We start from the raw sequence: 17,930 nt of genomic DNA on the forward strand, positions 1-17,930 counted from the left end.
GCCGCATGTCATGTGCGGCGGGCCCCCTCGGTTCACGCATCTGTTTCGGGTCAGATCTCGTCCCTGACCAGCGCGAGAAGCCGGTCCAGTACGCGCGGCCCGCCGGCCCGCAGCCCGTCGTGCTCGAACTCGTTCGTCACCCAGGTGCGCAGTCCGCGGATCGACGCGGCGGTACGCAGGGAGTGTTCGGCGTCGACGTACATGTCGTCGTGGTAGATCGCCGCGGCGACCGGCACCTCGTTGGCCGCCAGCCGTTCGGCGTCGTAGAGCGGGGCCCAGTCGGTGCGGCCCGCGAGCAGCTCGGCGGTCTCGCGCAGCGGTCGCAGGGCGGGGTCCACCTCGAAGTGCCAGGGGTGGATCGACTCCCCGGTGAAGAGCACGGGCTCCTCCCCCTTGAGCGCTTGTGCGGCGTCGAACCGGGGGAACTCGGCGCGGACCCGCTCGGCCGCCCAGCCGGTCGGGCGCTCCCCCTGTGCGTAGATCACCTCGTGCATCAGGGCGTACAGCGGGTGGCCGGCGAACGAGTTGGCGGTGCGCACCGCCTCCTGGAAGGTGTCCGAGAGTTCGGTGCCGTACGGCGTACGGACGAAGGCGTTCTCCAGCAGGTAGTGCAGCTGGTGGCTGCCGCTGCCGCCGCCCAGCATGATGCCGAGGGACTGGAATCCCTCCGCCGTCAGCCGGTGGCCCGCGCTCTCCGGACGGTGCTCGGAGAGGTAGGCGGCGATCTCACGGGCGCGTTCGACGTCCTGCGGGTAGCGCGCGTAGTGGGCGGCGACCTTCCGCTCGATCCGGGGGTACGCGGCGCGGTAGACGTCGTCGGCATGGGCGTCGAGGGAAGGCAGTCCGCCGGTGATCAGGACGGTGCTGAGCCCTTCCGGGGCGGCCGACAGATAGTGGACCGCGCAGAATCCGCCGAAGGACTGGCCGAGGACGGTCCAGGGCTGACCGCCGGTCAGCCCGGGCCGGATCAGTTCGCAGTCGCGGACGATCGAGTCGGACCGGAAGTGGCCGAGATACTCGGCCTGCTCGCGCGGGCCGCCGCGCAGGGGGAGGGTCTGCCGGTTCGCCGGGGTGGAGAGCCCCGTACCGCGCTGGTCGAGCAGCAGCACCCGGAACTCGCGCACCGCACGGCCCAGCCAGGCTTCCGTTCCGACGAAGCGGCGGGCGCCGAACCCTGGGCCGCCTTCCAGATAGACCAGCCACGGCAGCTCGTCGTTCACCCTGCCGCTCGCGACGGCCTCCCGGCCGAAGATCTCGATCTGTTCGCCGCCCGGGTCCGTGTGGTCGAGGGGGACGGTGAAGCGGTGGTCGGTGAAGACGACGCCGGGGTGCCGGTAACTGCTCAAAGGGTGCTCCTGAATCCGATGTTCCGAGGACAGTCCAGCACACGGCCGTGACTCGGACAGTCCCGGCCCGTGTGCGCCGCGCCCGGGCGGCTCCTAGCGTGCAGTCATGATCCGGTTCGAGCAGGTCGGCAAGGTCTACCTGGACGGGACGACCGCGGTCGACAACCTGTCCTTCGAGGTGGGCGAGGGCGAGCTGGTCACGCTCGTCGGCCCGTCGGGCTGCGGCAAGACGACCACGATGATGATGGTGAACCGGCTGATCGAGCCGACGTCGGGCCGCATCCTCGTGGACGGCGACGACATCTCCACGATCGATCCCGTGAAGCTGCGCCGCAGGATCGGCTATGTGATCCAGCAGGTCGGCCTCTTCCCGCACCGGACCGTCCTGGAGAACACGGCGACCGTCCCCGCGCTGATCGGCTGGAAGCGGAGTGCCGCCCGGGAACGGGCGGCGGAGCTGCTGGATCTGGTGGGGCTCGACCCGAAGACGTACGGCTCGCGCTATCCCGCCCAGCTCTCCGGCGGGCAGCGGCAACGGGTGGGTGTGGCCCGGGCGCTCGCCGCGGACCCGCCGGTGCTGCTCATGGACGAACCGTTCGGAGCGGTCGACCCCGTGGTGCGCGAACGGCTGCAGAACGAATTCCTGAACCTTCAGGCCACGGTGCGCAAGACCGTTCTGATGGTGACGCACGACATCGAGGAAGCGGTACGGATGGGCGACCGGATCGCGGTGTACGGGGAGGGCCGCATCGAGCAGTTCGACAGCCCGGCCGCGGTGCTCGGTACGCCAGCGACCCCCTACGTGGCCCGTTTCGTCGGCGCCGACCGGGGCCTGAAGCGCCTCTCGGTCACGACGATCGAACCGGAGGACCTGGAGGAGCCACCGGTCGCCCGCATCGACGAGCCGGCCCGCGCGGCGGCGGGACGGCTGAACGCCTCGGGTGCGCGGTGGGCGGTGGTGTTGAGCGCCGATGGCGATCTGCACGGCTGGGTGTCGGCGGACGCGCTCCGTATCGCCGGTGAGTACGGCACGGTCGGCGAGCTCGCCCGGCGCATGGACGCCTGGGTCCCCGTCGGCGCTCCCCTGAAGCAGGCGTTCAGCGAGATGCTCCAGCACGACGCGGGATGGGTCGCGGTCCTGGACGGCACGCGCTTCCTCGGTGTACTCACCCCGGCCAAACTCCACGAGGCCCTGCGCCGCTCGGTGGACGCGGACGCGCAGGGCGTCGGACGGGACGAGGTGCAGTTCGACTCGGTGGCGGACGCGTAGGGCCTGTCCGGCGGATCAGGGTCGCCGCGCCCCCGGCCATGATCCGCCGGACAGGCCCTAGGGCAATCAGCCCGCCCGTCGGTAACTGCTGCCGTCCCTCGGCCGGATCAGGAGTCCGGCGACGACCAGATAGCGGCGCAGGGCTGAAGAGTCCTCGTGCACCGTGCGCAGCGCCTCGTTGACCTCGTGTTCCGTGTAGACGCGGTCGCGCTCGAACAGGGTCTGCGCGAGGTGGTTCAGCAGTTGCTCACGGCGGGCGGGCTTGCGGGGGATGGTGGTCAGGCGGCCTTGGGAGAAGAGGTCTGCCACCGGGCGCCGACTGCTGAGATCTTTGACGGACATGATCGGAAGCCTCGCAGCCGACCTGTCGGCAGGCAACGCGTTTTCGCGCGTTGACAGCGGGCGGGCGGCTCGTTCTAATGGGCTGCGTGCAGCGTGGCGCCGGCCGGGAGATGTGGGCAGGCCGGCAAGCCGGGCCAGCACTTTCATTCAGGGACGATGCCATGAGTTCACTCTCAGCCCCCTGCTTCTGATCTCGGCGCCGTTGCGCGTCGCCCGTCCTCCGCGCGACCTTCCGCAACGCCGACCGCCGTCGACACGTCATTCCTCCGGCGGCCCGGGGCCACCCAGTGACGCCCGCGCGCTGCCGCACACACTCTTACGGAGATCCGGCACCCCATGCCCATGTCCTTCAACCAGTCCGTCATCGAGGAGTTCCGCTCCAACGCGGGCAAGGTCGGCGGCCCCTTCGAGGGCGGCGACCTCCTTCTGCTCACCACCACCGGCGCCAGGTCCGGCCGGCCGCACACCACACCCCTGGGTTACGTAGTCGACGGCGACCGGCTGCTCGTCATCGGCTCGAACCTCGGCGCTCATGCGCATCCCGCCTGGTACCACAATCTCCTCGCCCATCCCGTGGTGAGCGTCGAGGTGGGGACCGAGGAGTTCGAGGCGATCGCGGTCCCGGCCGAAGGTGCCCGGCGCGACCGGCTGTTCGAGCTGGTGGTCCGTGCGGAACCCGGCTACGGCGACTACCAGGCCGCCACGGACCGCGTCCTGCCGGTCGTGGCGCTGGAGCGTTCGGAGGCCCCGCCGGGCGAAGGGCCCGCCGAGGTCACCACGCTCGCCGACAAGATGCTGGAGGTGCACACCTGGCTGCGCCACCAACTGCGCCAAGTGCGCGCGGAGACCGACGCCCACTTCGCGGCGCGGGCGGCCCATCAGGGGTCCGGGGAGCCCGGCGAACCTCCGGCGCCCGGCCTCGGTCTGCAGATCCGGCAGCACTGCCTGGCGTTCTGCCAGACGCTGGAGTTCCACCACACCGGTGAGGACAGTCATATCTTCCCTGTCATGGCGGGCTACCACCCGCACCTCTCCGACGCGTTCGAGCGTCTGCGCGAGGAGCACCGGACCGTCGCCACCATCCAGGGCGAGCTGGCGGCGCTGCTGGCCGACATCGGCACGGCGGACCCCGAGCGGTTCCGCACCGAGCTGGCCCGGATGTCGCAGGAGCTCACCGCCCACTTCGCGTACGAGGAGGAGCAGCTGCTCCCCGCGCTGGCCGACGTCCCGTGGCCCCCGCCCATGGCACCGGACCGCACTCCCTGACGGGAACCGCCGGCCGTAGGGTGTGATCACTCAGTCCTGAGACGTAGGCGGTCACCCATGTCCCTGTTCGATATGCCCCTCGACGAACTCCGCACGTACCGCAGCCGGTCGGTGGAGCCGGAGGATTTCGACGCGTTCTGGTCGAAGACACTCACCGAGGCCAGGTCCCACGACCTGGACGCCCGGTTCGAGCTGCGTACCGGCACCGGGCTGACCACGGTCGAGGTGTACGACGTGACCTTCGCGGGCTTCGGCGGGCACCCGGTGAAGGGCTGGCTCGTCCTGCCCGCGGGCACCACGCGTCCGCTGCCCGTAGTCGTGGAGTTCATCGGCTACGGCGGCGGGCGTGGGCTGGCGCACTCGCATCTGCTGTGGGCGTCGGCCGGTTTCGCGCACTTCGTGATGGACACCCGCGCGCAGGGCAGCACCTGGGAGCCCGGTGACACCCCCGACCCGGTGGGCAGCGCCCCCTCCTTCCCCGGGTACATGACCCGGGGCATCGAGGACCCGGACACGTACTACTACCGGCGGGTGTTCACCGATGCCGTACGGGCGGTGGAGGCGGCCCGCTCGCATCCCCTCACCGACGCGACGCGCACCGCGGCCATCGGTGAGAGCCAGGGCGGCGGGATCGCACTCGCCGCGGGCGGGCTGATAACGGACCTGGTGGCCGTCGCGCCGGACGTGCCGTTCCTGTGCGACTTCCCGCGGGCTCTGACGGTCACCGACCGGTCGCCGTACCGCGAGGTGGGCAACTTCCTCAAGACGCACCGGGGCCGGGACGAGCAGGTGCGGTCGACCCTGGCCTACTTCGACGGGGTCCACTTCGCGGCGCGCGGCCGGGTTCCGGCGCTGTTCTCGACGGCTCTGGAGGACCAGACCTGCCCGCCGTCGACGGTCTTCGCCGCCTTCAACGCCTACGCCCACCCGGAGAAGGAGATCGAGGTGTACCACTTCAACGACCACGAGGGCGGTGGCCCGTTCCAGCAGGCGGCGCAGCTCGCCTGGCTGCCGGGGAAGCTGCTGGCCTGAGCGCGAGCAGCCATAGGGCTCATTCGCGGGGAATGAGCTGCTCGGACTCCAGGTAGTTCCGTGCGACGTCCTCGGGCAGTCTGCGCCAGCTGTCCACCTGTTCGTTCATCTGCGCCAGGTCGGCGGTGGTCAGGACGGTGTTCAGCTTCCCGAGGGCGTCGCGGACGCCGCTGCTGCCCGCCCGGGACCGGTTGACGACGGGCACGAGGTAGTCCGCGTTCTGGAGATGCTTGTCGTCGGCGAGGATCACCAGCCCGAAGTCGTCGAGGGTGGCGTCCGTGGTGGTGGTCAGGACCAGTTGGTCCTCTCCGCTCTGGACGGCCTGTTTGGCCTGGGTGGTGCCGACACCCATCGGGTCGACAGCGGTGATGTCGATGCCGTACGTCTCCCTGAGCCCGGGGGCGCAGTAGGGGCGCTGCACACACTCGTCGCCCGCCGCCAGCCGTACGGGGAGCCTGGACCGGCCCAGCTCGCTGAGCGTCCTGAGGCGGTGCTCCGCGGCGTACGAGGAGGCGACCGCGAAGGCGTTCTGGTCGACGGCCCTCCCCGGGTCGAGCACGGTGAGGCCGCGGGGCGCGGCGAGGGTGCGCAGGGCCTTCATCGTGGCCGCCAGGTCGGGTGAGCCGACCGGCGGCGCGTCGGTGCCGTTGGCCTTGGCGTTCAGCCAGTCGGCGAAGGTGGCGGCGTACTCCGGTACGACGTCGATCTGGCCGCTCTCCAGGGCGGGTTCGTAGATCTCCCGGTTGGTGACCGAGATGATCTCGGTGGTGTATCCGGCGTCGTCCAGCAGGAGGGCGTACATCCGGGCGAGGAGCTCGCTCTCGGTGAAGCCCGCCGAGCCGATCGTGAGTTCCTGGCTGTTTCCGGGCGGCTCGGTCACATCGCCCTGGTGCTCAAGGCTGGGGCCGGTGGCGCAGGCGGTGGTGACGAGCAGGAGGCTCAGGAGTACGGCGGGCGTGCGTGGCGCCTTCATGCCGCCGCCCCGTCCTGGGTCCTGGCGGGGGCGAGGCGCAGGCCCAGTTCGAACAGGCCCTCGACGAGGAGGGCGAACACGGCGACGAGAACGGCGCCTGCCACGACCTGGGGCGTGGAGGCCAGGTTGAAGCCCGCGGTGATGATCCGGCCGAGGCCGCCGCCTCCGGCGAGTGCGGCGAGGGTGGCGGTGGCGACGAGCTGCACGGCGGCGATCCGCACGCCGGTGAGCAGGAGCGGCAGCGCGAGGGGCAGTTCCACCCGCAGCAGCATCTGGCGGCCTGTCATGCCCATCCCCCGGGCGGCCCGTACGACATCGCGGTCCACCTCGCGCATGCCGACGTAGGCGTTGGTGAGCAGCGGTGGGATGGCGAAGAGCACCAGCGCGATGATGGTCGACCACTCCCCGTACGTCCCGATCGGGGTCAGGAGCAGGAGCACCAGGACGGCGAAGGTGGGGACGGCCCTGCCGATGTTGGAGATGTTGACGGCGAGCGCCCCGCCCTTGCCCAGGTGGCCGAGGACCAGTGCGACCGGCAGGGCGATCAGACAGCTGATCAGCAGGCAGACGACGGTGAGGAAGAGGTGCTCCCCCAGCCGGTGCCAGACGCCGTCGGCGCCTGACCAGTGCGCCGAGGTGGTGAGCCAGGACCAGGCGTCGGAGAGGGTGGTCATGACTGCCGCCTCGTCCATGGGGTCAGGAGCCGCTGCGCCCCGAGGAGCAGGAGGTCGGCGGCGACGGCGATGACGACGCAGAGCACGGACGCGGTGAGCACCTGGGCCTTGAAGTAGGTGTTCATTCCCGAGTAGATGAGGTTGCCGAGCCCTCCGTGGCCGACGATCGCGCCGACCGTGACCAGGGAGACCGCCGAGACGGTGGCGATGCGCAGTCCCGCCATGGCGGCGGGCAGGGCGAGCGGGAGCTCCACGGTGAGGAGGAGCCGCACGGGTCCGTAACCCATGCCGCGCGCGGCCTGCCGGGTCTCCTCGGGCACGGCGCGCAGCCCGGCGAGGATATTGCGTACGAGGAGGGTCAGGGAGTAGAGGACGAGCCCCGCGACGACGAGCGCGGCGGAGAGCCCGTACACCGGAAGCAGCAGCGAGAACATCGCGAGGGACGGGACGGTGTACAGAATCGTCGTGAGGCCGAGGACAGGTCCGGCCGCCCAGCGCAGCCTGCGGGCCAGGAGTGCGAGCGGCAGGGCGAGTGCGAGTCCGATGAGCACGGAGACGACGGTCAGCTGGACGTGCTGGACGGACGCGTCCCAGAGGATCTCGCCGCGGCTGGACAGGTAGTCGCCGCAGATCCACTCGTTGCGCGCGAGGCAGTCGTCGGGAGGCGCGGTCACGGGTCCATTGCAGCCCGCCGCCGTGGTGCTCGCGCGTCATGGTCGACTGTTCGTGGAGCTCCCCGCCCTGTCCGTGGCCGCCCGTCAGCCGAAGCGGTCGAGCAGGGCGTCAAGCCCGGCGGCCAGTCGGTCCGGTCCGCCGCGGTCCGCGAGGGAGATCGCGGTCGCCCGCAGCCGGGGCAGCTCCTGTGCGGGCATCCGGTGCAGGCCGAGGCGGAAGGCAGGTTCGGGCTCGTCGGGCTCGTCGTCCATAGCCCGCAGCTCCACGAGGAGATAGCCGAGCACCCAGGCGGTGCAGGCCCGGTGCAGCGCCACGACCGTGTCCTCGCCCAGGCCGGCGCGGTGCAGGAGGTCCAGGATCCGCTCGTCGCTGCGCAGTACGGCCATGGGGCGGCGGGCCAGCGGGGTGGAGAGCAGTCGCGTGGCGAGGAGCGGCACGACATTCGGGTGGCGCATCGCGACGCCGTAGGAGGCGAGCGCGATGCGGTGGAGCTCCTGCCGCCAGTCGGGTGGCGCCGCGTCCGGCTGCCCACCCGCCTCCTCCTCGGCCAGAACGGCTTCCAGCTCCTGGCAGAAGACATCGACCAGGCCGTCCAGGAGCTCGTCCTTGCTCGCGGCGTACCGGTAGAGGGCCATCGCCTCCACGCCGAGTTCCGAGCCGAGTCTGCGCATGCTCAGGCTGGACAGCCCTTCGCGGTCCACCACATCCAGCGCGCTGGCCAGCACCCGGTCGCGGCTGAGCCGCCCGTAGCGGCCCTTGTCGCCGGCGCGTCGCCCCGGGGCGTCCTCATCCATCTGCTTCACCATGCCCCATATATATACAATGTCAGCTTATGCCGCACTCTCTCCTCCGCAGGCTTGAGCGTCATGGTGGCGGAATCCGCCCGGGGAGCCGAGGCACATCCGTATGTTCCATGGACATCACCCTGCGGTTACAGACCACATCGACGGGCCCTCTGCCCCGACAACTCGTCGCCCCAGCAACAGATTTGAGTGACCGCGTGTCTGTTGTGGCGCAGGTCACGCGGGCCGAGACTGTCGCCCCCGGACAAGCGGGACCGCGAAGGACGAGAGAGGGCGCGCCATGTCAGACAAACCCATACAAGAGGTCCAGAGGCTCAAGGCGAATTCGGTCGGGCTGGTCGGCGTGGTCTTCATGGCCGTGGCCACCGCCGCCCCCATCACGGCGATGACGGGGAATCTGCCCATCGCCGTCGGGTTCGGCAACGGCACGGGCGCCCCCGCCGGTTATCTGTTCGCGACCGTGGTGCTGACCGTCTTCTCGGTCGGGTACGTCGCCATGGCGAAGCGCATCACGGCGGCGGGCGCGTTCTACGGCTACATCTCGCACGGGCTCGGCCGGATCGCCGGACTGGCCTCCGGCATGCTGGCGGTCCTCGCGTACATCGTGTTCGAGGCGTCGATCGTCGGTATCTTCGCGTACTTCGGCCAGACGACCGTCGCCGACCAACTCGGCATCGACATCCCCTGGATCGTGTACGCCGTCGCCATGCTCGCTCTCACCGGGGTGCTGGCGTACTTCGACATCAACATCACGGCGAAGGCCCTCGGCGTGATGCTGGTCGGCGAGATCGCGGTGCTCTTCGCCGTCGCCACCGCCGTACTGCTCGCCGGTGGCGGCCCCGACGGCATCCCGGTCGAGCCGCTGAACCCGGTCAACGCGTTCACCGGCACCTCCGCCGGGCTCGGTCTCTTCTTCGCCTTCTGGTCCTGGGTCGGCTTCGAGTCGACCGCGATGTACGGCGAGGAGTCCCGCGACCCGAAGCGCGTCATCCCCCGGGCGACCCTCATCTCCGTCATCGGCGTCGGCCTCTTCTACATCTACGTCTCCTGGATGACGATCGCCGGGAACGGGCTCGAAGGCTCCGTGAAGGTGTCCTCGTCCGCTTCGCCGCTCGATCTCTTCTTCAACCCGACCGAGTCGTTCATCGGCCCCTGGGCCGTCGACGCCTTCCAATGGCTGCTGCTGACCGGCTCGTTCGCCTGCGGCATGGCCTTCCACCAGTGCGCATCGCGCTACCTCTACGCCATCGGCCGCGAGGGCTTCCTGCACCCGGCGCTCGGCAGGACCCACCGCTCCCACGGCTCCCCGTACATCGCCTCCTACGTCCAGACCGGCATCGCCACCGCGCTCGTCTGCGCCTTCTGGCTGGCCGGCGAGGACCCGTACATCCACCTGTACACCCTGCTCGCGATCCTCGGCACGATGGCGATCCTCATCGTCCAGACCCTCTGCTCGTTCGCGGTCATCGGCTACTTCCGCAAGAACCACCCGGAGGACCGCCACTGGTTCCGGACGTTCACGGCACCGCTGCTGGGCGGCATCGGCATGATCGCCGTCGTCGTCCTGCTCATCCTGAACATGGAGACCGCCGCCGGGCTCGCCGCCGAGTCCTTCTTCTTCAAGCTGATTCCGTGGATCGTCGGCGTGGTCTTCCTCGGCGGACTCGGACTCGGCTTCTACCTCAAGGCCAGGGCGCCGGAGCGCTACGAGATCATCGGCCGCATCGTCCTCGACGACGCGGCCGAGCGCACCGACTCCGACTCCGAGAGCGACACCGACAGCGACACCGACCAGGCAACCGCGACCGTCTGAGGAGCACCCGTGTCCCGTACGAACACGATGCACGCACTACGCAGGCTCGCCGCTGAGCATGCCGCCGCCCGCAGGCTGCGCATGCCCGTCGCGGATGTCCGCGGCTCCACGCGTCGCCAGTTGCTCGGCCGGGCCGCGGCCCTCGGCCTGGGCACGGCTCTGGGCGCCGGGCTGACCGCACGGCCCGCCGCCGCACAGCCGGTGACGGGAGGTCAGGCGCCCGTCATCGCCGTGGTCGGCGCGGGCATAGCCGGTCTCACCGCCGCGCTCACCCTCAAGGACGCCGGTCTGAACTGCACCCTGTACGAGGCAGACCGGGGCAGGGTCGGCGGACGGATGTGGACGCAGCGCGGCCACTGGGCGAACGGCCAGACCTCGGAGATCGGCGGCGAGCTGATCGACACCAGCCACAAGAAGATCCTCGAACTGTGCCGCAGGTTCGGCCTTGCCACCGAGGACTTCCTCGGTGGCGGGCCGAACGGCGCCGAGGAGGTCCTCTGGTTCAACGGGACCTACTACCCGCGGAGCCAGGCCGACGAGGACTTCAAGGCGGTCTACCAGTCGCTGCGCCGCGATCTGCAGGAATCGGGCGAGGTGCGGTGGAACCAGACCACTCCCACCGGCACCGCCCTCGACAACATGTCGATCCACGAGTGGATCGACTCACGTGTCCCCGGCGGCCACGCCTCCCCGCTCGGCCGCTTCATCGACGTCGCGTACAACGTCGAGTACGGCGCGGACACCACGGATCAGTCCGCGCTCGCCCTGGTCCTGCTCATGGGCTACCAGACCAATCCGGGCAGGTTCAACATCTGGGGCCTGTCCAACGAGCGCTACCACATCAGGGGCGGCAACGATCAGCTCCCGAACGCCATCGCGCAGTGCCTGCCCGCGGGGACCCTGCGCATGGGCAAGCAGCTGACGGCCCTGCGGGCCAACAGCAACGGCAGCCAGACCCTCACGTTCACCGATTCCGGCACGGTGACGACCGTCGTCGCCGACCACACGATCCTGTGTGTCCCGCTGCCCGTGCTGCAGGGTCTGGACCGGTCTGCGGCGGGCTTCGACCCGCGCATGACGAATCTGCTGCGTGATGCCCGGATGGGCAACTGCACTAAACTCAATATGCAGTTCACCTCACGGCCGTGGCTCGGCACGGGTGCCTGGCACGGGATCAGCGCGGGTGACTGCTTCACGGACAGCGACGTACAGCAGACCTGGGACACCACCAAGATCCAGCCGGGCAGCGGAGGCATCCTCATCCAGTACGGCAGCGGCCGGCTGGCCAGGGAGCTGACGCCCGCGACCCCCTTCGCCACCGAATCCGACCCGTACGTCCGTGACCTCGCCACGCGTCGTCTCACCGGCATCGACGCGTTCTTCCCCGGTACGAAGGCCGCCTGGACCGGTAAGGCACAACTGTCGGCCTGGCACCGCAACCCGTACGCCCTGGGTGCGTACTCGTACTGGCCCGTCGGCTATCTGCACCGCTACGCAGGCTACGAGGGGACTCCGCAGGGCAACATCCACATCGGCGGCGAGCACTGCAGCTACGACTTCCAGGGATTCATGGAGGGCGGCGCGACAGAAGGGGAGCGCGCGGCCGGAGAGGTGATCGGCAAACTCACCGCGTAACGGACCGCGGGACGGACCGGTCGTCGCCGCGGCGGCGGCCGGACCGCTCGCGGGCGGGCGGGATGCTCTAGTCGCTCGGGTAGATGTCCCCGGCCGCCATCGAGCTGAGCTGTTCGCTCTGGCTGCGCAGCCGGGCGGCCTTCTCCTTGAGCCGTCGGCTCTCCTTGTCGTCCGACGCGTGCTCGGCGGCATTGGACAGCTGCTCGGCCTTCTCGCGCATCTCATGGACTCGGTTACCGATCTCGTCCGCCATGATCATCACCAATCCTCGGCACTAAGGGACATCTCGTTCACCGTGCCCCGATTTTCCCTCACCGCGCGCCCGCCAGCCATCCGACGTACGCCGGATCTCCGGTCACCGGGTGTCACCGCACCAGTCCCACTTCAGCGGGTCGGTCTGTCTGCTCCGGTACTCGGCCCGCCCGCCGGGCCCGTAGGCCCCGATCTCCGTGATCAGGGCCGCCCCCTCGCACAGCGCCGCGTCGGTCCACCCGGTCACGTCCAGGAGCAGGCCGTCGAGAGGACCGCCGACCAGCTCCCGGTAGTCGTGACCCGGCTTCGGGCCGGGGTCCGGGTCGTCGTGGTCGGCGCCGTACACCCGGCGCTGCCGCATGAGCTCGTCCATGCGGACAGCATTCCACCGAGCACTGACAACGGCCCGTCCGCCGGTGACAGGACGATCAGGAATCGAGAAGCGCGGCCCCCGCGCCGCGACTAGCGTGACTGCCATGGACCGGGCGCGCAGTCGGTTTGCCCGAACGCGGCCCGCGTAACAGATGGAGACACGATGAGTACGGCCAAGCGGACGGGCACACAGTCGCCTGCGCTCCACGCTCCCGACAGCCACGACCTGATCCGCGTGCACGGCGCGCGTGTGAACAACCTCAAGGACGTCAGCATCGAGATCCCGAAGCGCCGGCTGACGGTGTTCACCGGTGTCTCGGGGTCGGGCAAGAGCTCGCTGGTGTTCGGCACGATCGCCGCGGAGTCGCAGCGGCTGATCAATGAGACCTACAGCGCCTTCGTGCAGGGCTTCATGCCGACGCTGGCGCGGCCCGAGGTCGATGTGCTCGAAGGGCTGACGACCGCGATCACCGTCGACCAGCAGCGGATGGGTGCCGACCCCCGCTCCACGGTCGGCACGGCCACCGATGCCAACGCGATGCTGCGCATCCTGTTCAGCCGCCTCGGGAAGCCGCACATCGGCTCGCCCAGCGCGTACTCCTTCAACACCGCCTCGGTCCGGGCGAGTGGCGGGATCACCGTCGAACGCGGTGGCGCGAAGACCAAGACCGTCAAGGCGACCTACAACCGCACCGGCGGCATGTGTACGGCCTGCGAAGGGCGGGGCTCGGTCTCCGACATCGACCTCAGCCAGCTCTACGACGACTCCAAGTCGCTCGCCGAGGGCGCGTTCACCATCCCCGGCTGGAAGTCGGACAGCCAGTGGACCGTGCAGGTCTACGCCCAGTCCGGCTTCGTGGACCCGGACAAGCCGATCCGCAAGTACACCAAGAAGGAACTGCGGGACTTCCTGTACGGAGAGCCGGTCAAGGTCAAGGTCAACGGCGTCAACCTCACCTACGAGGGACTGATCCCCAAGATCCAGAAGTCGTTCCTGTCCAAGGACAAGGAGGCGATGCAGCCGCACATCCGGGCCTTCGTGGAGCGGGCGGTCACCTTCACCACATGCCCCGACTGCGACGGCACCAGGCTCAGCGAGGCGGCCAGGTCGTCGAAGATCAAGAAGATCAGCATCGCCGACGCCTGCGCGATGGAGATCCGCGACCTGGCCGGCTGGGTCAGTGGCCTCGACGAGCCGTCGGTGGCTCCGCTGCTCACCGCGCTGCAGGGCACCCTCGACTCGTTCGTGGAGATCGGCCTCGGCTACCTCTCGCTCGACCGGCCCGCGGGCACGCTGTCGGGCGGCGAGGCGCAGCGCGTCAAGATGGTCCGCCACCTCGGTTCCTCGCTCACCGATGTCACGTACGTGTTCGACGAGCCCACCATCGGTCTGCACCCCCATGACATCCAGCGGATGAACGACCTGCTGCTGCGGCTGCGCGACAAGGGCAACACGGTGCTCGTCGTGGAGCACAAGCCGGAGACGATCGTGATCGCCGACCACGTCGTGGACCTCGGTCCCGGCGCGGGTACGGGAGGCGGCGCCGTCTGCTTCGAGGGCACCGTCGAGGGGCTGCGGACCAGCGGCACCGTCACCGGCCGCCATTTCGACGACCGGACGACCGTCAAGGAGGGGGTGCGCAAGTCCACCGGTTCGCTGGAGATCCGCGGCGCCACCGCCAACAACCTGCGGGACGTCGACGTCGACATCCCGCTCGGGGTGCTCTGCGTGGTCACCGGCGTGGCGGGCTCGGGCAAGAGCTCGCTCGTGCACGGGTCGATCCCCACCGGTGAGGACGTGGTGTCGATCGACCAGGCCGCGATCAAGGGTTCGCGACGGAGCAACCCGGCGACGTACACCGGACTGCTCGACCCGATCCGCAAGGCCTTCGCGAAGGCCAACGGCGTGAAGCCCGCACTGTTCAGCGCCAACTCGGAGGGCGCCTGCCCGGCGTGCAACGGCGCCGGCGTCATCTACACCGACCTGGCGATGATGGCCGGTGTCGCCACCCCCTGCGAGGAGTGCGAGGGGAAGCGGTTCGACGCATCGGTCCTCGAATACCTGCTCGGCGGCCGTGACATCAGCGAGGTCCTCGCGATGTCCGTGACCGAGGCCGAGGAGTTCTTCGCCTCGGGCGAGGCGCACATCCCGGCCGCGCACCGCATCCTGGAACGCCTCGCCGATGTCGGTCTCGGCTACCTCAGCCTCGGGCAGCCGCTCACCACGCTGTCCGGCGGCGAGCGGCAGCGGCTCAAGCTGGCCACCCACATGGGAGAGAAGGGCGGGGTGTACATCCTCGACGAGCCGACCACCGGTCTGCACCTCGCCGACGTCGAACAGTTGCTGGGCCTGCTCGACCGGCTCGTGGACTCCGGTAAGTCGGTCATCGTCGTCGAGCACCACCAGGCGGTCATGGCGCACGCCGACTGGATCATCGACCTCGGCCCCGGCGCCGGTCACGACGGCGGCAGTGTCGTCTTCGAGGGCACGCCCGCCGACCTCGTAGCCGCCCGCACGACCCTGACCGGCGAGCACCTCGCTGCCTACGTCGGCAGCTGACGAGGAGCCGGGGGACGACGCTTTTCGGGCGTCGTCCCCCACCTGACGACCGGAGGCCGTCAGCTGCCGTCGATGAGCGCTTCCGCGAGGTCCGGTGAGAACGACCCGGCGGGCGGGGAGCCCGCGGGGCACTGGGGGGAGTCGCCGTCGGAGTCACCGGGGTTCTTGATCCACAGGAGGTATTCGGCGCCGCCCGTTCCTGCGCGCGAGGTCACGCCCAGCTTGCGGCCGGGAGGATTACAGAATCCGACGTGGCCGCTCGACGGGACACCGGGGGTGACGTACCCACCGTTGCCGTTTCGCCCCGTGTCGACGACCCAGCGGGTATCGATACCGAAGTCGTTCTTGAGCCGGGTGGCCAGCCGGGCTCCGTACTGGTTGGAGATGTCGGTGGCGTCGAAGTTCGCGACGCCGATCGACACACCCCTGGCCATGGAGACGCCTGAACGATTCAGCAGGTAGGCCATGCGCTCCAGGCCGATGCCTCCGTTGTCACCGAGGTCCGGCCCCAGGGTCCAGGTCGCGTTGCCCGCGTCGAGGTACGTCTTCGTGAACGGGCCCTGTGCGGCGAGGTGCTGGTTGGCGTACCAGAGCATGTCGAAGCGGGCTTCGAGCGCCTCGCCCGAGATGCACGCGGGGTCGGAGGACTGGGCGACGGCGTCGGGTTCCAGAATCACGACGGCCGGGCGGCCCGCGATGCCCTGGGCGAACTCGTCGATCCACAGCTTGTAGCGGGCGGCGTCCTCCGAACCGCCCGATGAGGCGCCGCCGCAGTCACGGCCGGGAATGTTGTACGCCACCAGGACCGGAAGCTTCCCCTTGGCCGCGGCGGCAGCGACGTAGTTGCCGACCTCGGTCCGGATGCCGGTGCCCGGGTTGCCGTCGGCGTCCCAGTTCCCGAACCACTTGGCGCTGTTGTGGTCGCCGATCGCCGCACCGATCTTCGCGGCGCGGGGGTCCGTGGTGCTCTGCGCCCACTTCGCCGCGTTGTTCGCCGGGTCGGTGTAGAAACCCTCGCGCGCGGTGGACGTGGTCAGCGAGACGTTGTCCAGCGTGATGACGCTCTGCTCGGGAAGCCCGCCGACCTGGAAGTCGACGTGTCCGTCGCCGGTCTCCAGGGTCGAGGTGAATGTCCAGCTGAAGTGCTGTGTACCGGTCGTCAGTTCGACGTCCTCGGCCAGCGAGGCCGGGTACGGTGCGGTACCGAGCTGAACCGTCGACCTGATCCTGCCCGGCACGGACGCCTTCGCGTCGAACGAGAGCGTGTACGTGGCTCCCTGCCGCAGATTGATGTCGTTCTGGCCGACCACGGCGTCCCAGAGGTTGCCACCCGCACCGGTCCCGGCGAGCGTGATCCGCATCGCCCCGTCGACGGAGGCGATGGGGGCCTTCTCCGTGCCCCACCAAGGGGCGGTGAGTGCGTCGAAGGTGCCGTTCCGCACCAACTCGCCGTACACAGGCTGCGCCGGACCCGCGGAAGCGGCCGGGGCGGGGCCGACGAGCAGTGCCGCGGCGACGGCCGGTGCGGCGATCAGGGTCATCGGTCTCGAAAGATGTCTCATTCTCTGCCTTCTCGAACAGCGCACCATGCGGGAGGAGATGACGCGGACGACGAACTCGGCCCAGCGGATTGCGCGGTGCAGAATACGCAACGGAAAGTCCGCAAGTGGAGAGAATGATCAGATACGGCCGGATCAGACCGCGAGCGGCAACCGGTCCCAGAACCAGTAGAGGCCGACGATCGCGATGGGCGCCGTGAGCGCTGGCAGCACCCAGCGGTGGGCGGGGGTGCGGCGCAGCAGGACCAGGAGCGGGAACACGACGGCGATGATGCCGAGTTGTACCGCCTCGATGCCGACGTTGAAGCTCAGCAGCGACAGCAGCAGCTCCCACGACCAGCCCTCCTCGATCCCGAGCGCGCCCGCGAAGCCCAGGCCGTGGACGAGGCCGAAAAGGAAGACGGCCGGCAGCCGCCAGCGCTCGTTGCCCTGCCGGTCCCGCAGGGCGACGTTGGCTATGGCCACGGCGGCGATGGAAGCGGCGATCACCGGCTCGACGACCGATCCGGGGACGTCCACGACACCCGTTGCCGCCAGCATGAACGTGACGCTGTGCGCGGCGGTGAACGCGGTCGCGGTGAGCACGATGTCGCGCAGACTGCGCGCGCCCATGAGGAGCAACAGCAGGAAGAGGATGTGGTCGAGGCCGAACAGCAGGTGTTCGGTGCCGAGCAGGAAGAACTCCCCGATCTGGTGCGACTCCTCGTGCCCGGTGGTTTCCAGGGTGGGTTCGGCGGCCGTCAGGATCTGGGAGCCGCGCTGCCCCTCGATGTCGTAGTGGACGATCGTCTCGGTGCTGTGGACGAACGTCTCGCTGTCCGGGAACAGGGCGCTGGAGATCGTGTACGCGCCGCCGGCGCCGCCCGGACAGTCGTAGGACAGGGTCAGGACGGCGAAGGGCCGGGTGCCGCGGGTGCGGACGTCGGCGTCACGGGCGCGGTCGGGTGTGCACGCCTTGCCGTCGCGGGTGACGGCGAAGCGCTCGGTGACGTACTCGTTCACCGCGTCGGCGTTGAGCTTCAGCTGCCGCAGCTGTGTGGCGCGGTCCTTCGCCTCGTACGCCTCGGCGTAGAGCCAGGCCGACTTCATCAGCAGGTCGTATTCGAGATCGAGCGTCGCCGCCACCTGGGCTCCTGCGCCCTCGACATCGACGTAGGCGGCCGTGGTCGCGTCGTGCGCGGCGGCGGGGGCGGGGCGCGTAAACCCTACGGCGAGCAGAGCCAGCAGGGCCACGACGGTGGTGAGGACGGGCAGGCGTGCGGGGCGCATGGTGGTCTCTGTTCTCGTCTTCACGGGCGGGGAACGAGCGGGGTGCACGAGCGGCGGGCCCGCCGGTCCGGACCTGTTGGGTCCGGACC

The 17,930-nt window shown here is 69.7% G+C and carries 16 protein-coding genes; 6 read left to right on the forward strand and 10 right to left on the reverse strand.

Annotated features, from left to right (window positions below; all coding sequences use genetic code 11):
- Positions 1-50: 50 nt before the first annotated feature.
- On the reverse strand, positions 51-1,346 hold the full coding sequence (locus ACWGO0_RS35975) for an alpha/beta fold hydrolase (protein WP_453544481.1): 1,296 nt from the start codon (positions 1,344-1,346) through the stop codon (positions 51-53).
- A gap of 106 nt (positions 1,347-1,452) precedes the next feature.
- Between ACWGO0_RS35975 and ACWGO0_RS35980 the strand changes: the two genes are divergently transcribed.
- Entirely contained in the window at positions 1,453-2,616 is a 1,164-nt protein-coding gene (locus ACWGO0_RS35980) for an ABC transporter ATP-binding protein (protein ID WP_453544483.1), read from the forward strand.
- A 66-nt stretch (positions 2,617-2,682) separates the two neighbouring features.
- Here ACWGO0_RS35980 and ACWGO0_RS35985 read toward each other — a convergent pair whose 3' ends face one another.
- Positions 2,683-2,958, reverse strand: coding sequence for a DUF2087 domain-containing protein (locus ACWGO0_RS35985; RefSeq protein ID WP_453544485.1), 276 nt, complete (start codon positions 2,956-2,958; stop codon positions 2,683-2,685).
- Between the two features lie 336 nt (positions 2,959-3,294).
- On the opposite strand from ACWGO0_RS35985, the gene ACWGO0_RS35990 reads away from it, so the two are divergent.
- Both ACWGO0_RS35990 and ACWGO0_RS35995 read left to right on the forward strand, forming a co-directional pair.
- Positions 3,295-4,224, forward strand: coding sequence for a nitroreductase/quinone reductase family protein (locus ACWGO0_RS35990; protein WP_453544487.1), 930 nt, complete (start codon positions 3,295-3,297; stop codon positions 4,222-4,224).
- A 57-nt stretch (positions 4,225-4,281) separates the two neighbouring features.
- Positions 4,282-5,256: an acetylxylan esterase gene (locus tag ACWGO0_RS35995; RefSeq protein WP_453544489.1), complete on the forward strand. Its 975-nt coding sequence runs from the start codon at positions 4,282-4,284 to the stop codon at positions 5,254-5,256.
- A 19-nt stretch (positions 5,257-5,275) separates the two neighbouring features.
- Here ACWGO0_RS35995 and ACWGO0_RS36000 read toward each other — a convergent pair whose 3' ends face one another.
- The 4 genes from ACWGO0_RS36000 to ACWGO0_RS36015 all read right to left on the reverse strand — a co-directional run bounded on the left by ACWGO0_RS36000 (position 5,276) and on the right by ACWGO0_RS36015 (position 8,384).
- On the reverse strand, positions 5,276-6,229 hold the full coding sequence (locus ACWGO0_RS36000) for an ABC transporter substrate-binding protein (RefSeq protein WP_453544491.1): 954 nt from the start codon (positions 6,227-6,229) through the stop codon (positions 5,276-5,278).
- Positions 6,226-6,903 carry an ABC transporter permease gene (locus tag ACWGO0_RS36005; protein WP_453544493.1) on the reverse strand — a complete coding sequence of 226 codons (678 nt, stop codon included), beginning with the start codon at positions 6,901-6,903 and terminating at the stop codon, positions 6,226-6,228. The genes ACWGO0_RS36000 and ACWGO0_RS36005 overlap by 4 nt, the downstream gene beginning before the upstream one ends.
- On the reverse strand, positions 6,900-7,577 hold the full coding sequence (locus ACWGO0_RS36010; protein ID WP_453544495.1) for an ABC transporter permease: 678 nt from the start codon (positions 7,575-7,577) through the stop codon (positions 6,900-6,902). Before ACWGO0_RS36010 ends, ACWGO0_RS36005 begins: the two co-directional genes overlap by 4 nt.
- 84 nt (positions 7,578-7,661) lie before the next feature.
- Positions 7,662-8,384, reverse strand: a complete 723-nt coding sequence (locus ACWGO0_RS36015) for a TetR/AcrR family transcriptional regulator (protein WP_453544497.1) — start codon at positions 8,382-8,384, stop codon at positions 7,662-7,664.
- 277 nt (positions 8,385-8,661) lie between these two features.
- Between ACWGO0_RS36015 and ACWGO0_RS36020 the strand changes: the two genes are divergently transcribed.
- Both ACWGO0_RS36020 and ACWGO0_RS36025 read left to right on the forward strand, forming a co-directional pair.
- Positions 8,662-10,194 carry an APC family permease gene (locus ACWGO0_RS36020; RefSeq protein WP_453544499.1) on the forward strand — a complete coding sequence of 511 codons (1,533 nt, stop codon included), beginning with the start codon at positions 8,662-8,664 and terminating at the stop codon, positions 10,192-10,194.
- A gap of 9 nt (positions 10,195-10,203) precedes the next feature.
- Positions 10,204-11,829 (forward strand): FAD-dependent oxidoreductase, encoded by a 1,626-nt coding sequence (locus tag ACWGO0_RS36025; protein ID WP_453544501.1) that lies wholly within the window; start codon positions 10,204-10,206, stop codon positions 11,827-11,829.
- 67 nt (positions 11,830-11,896) lie between these two features.
- Here the strand turns inward: ACWGO0_RS36025 and ACWGO0_RS36030 are convergent, their stop codons facing one another.
- Positions 11,897-12,082 (reverse strand): DUF6381 family protein, encoded by a 186-nt coding sequence (locus ACWGO0_RS36030; protein WP_453544503.1) that lies wholly within the window; start codon positions 12,080-12,082, stop codon positions 11,897-11,899.
- Positions 12,083-12,184: 102 nt separating this feature from the next.
- On the reverse strand, positions 12,185-12,454 hold the full coding sequence (locus ACWGO0_RS36035; RefSeq protein WP_453544505.1) for a hypothetical protein: 270 nt from the start codon (positions 12,452-12,454) through the stop codon (positions 12,185-12,187).
- 162 nt (positions 12,455-12,616) lie between these two features.
- Between ACWGO0_RS36035 and ACWGO0_RS36040 the strand changes: the two genes are divergently transcribed.
- A complete protein-coding gene (locus ACWGO0_RS36040; RefSeq protein WP_453544507.1) occupies positions 12,617-15,013 on the forward strand; it encodes an ATP-binding cassette domain-containing protein in 2,397 nt (798 codons plus the stop codon).
- Positions 15,014-15,072: 59 nt separating this feature from the next.
- On the opposite strand, the gene ACWGO0_RS36045 is transcribed toward ACWGO0_RS36040, so the two are convergent.
- Positions 15,073-16,575, reverse strand: a complete 1,503-nt coding sequence (locus ACWGO0_RS36045) for a glycoside hydrolase family 6 protein (RefSeq protein ID WP_453544509.1) — start codon at positions 16,573-16,575, stop codon at positions 15,073-15,075.
- 132 nt (positions 16,576-16,707) lie between these two features.
- On the reverse strand, positions 16,708-17,930 hold a 1,223-nt coding region (locus ACWGO0_RS36050; RefSeq protein ID WP_453544511.1), incomplete at its 5' end, for a HupE/UreJ family protein.

The sequence above is a fragment of the Streptomyces sp. NPDC055749 genome, from assembly GCF_053617235.1.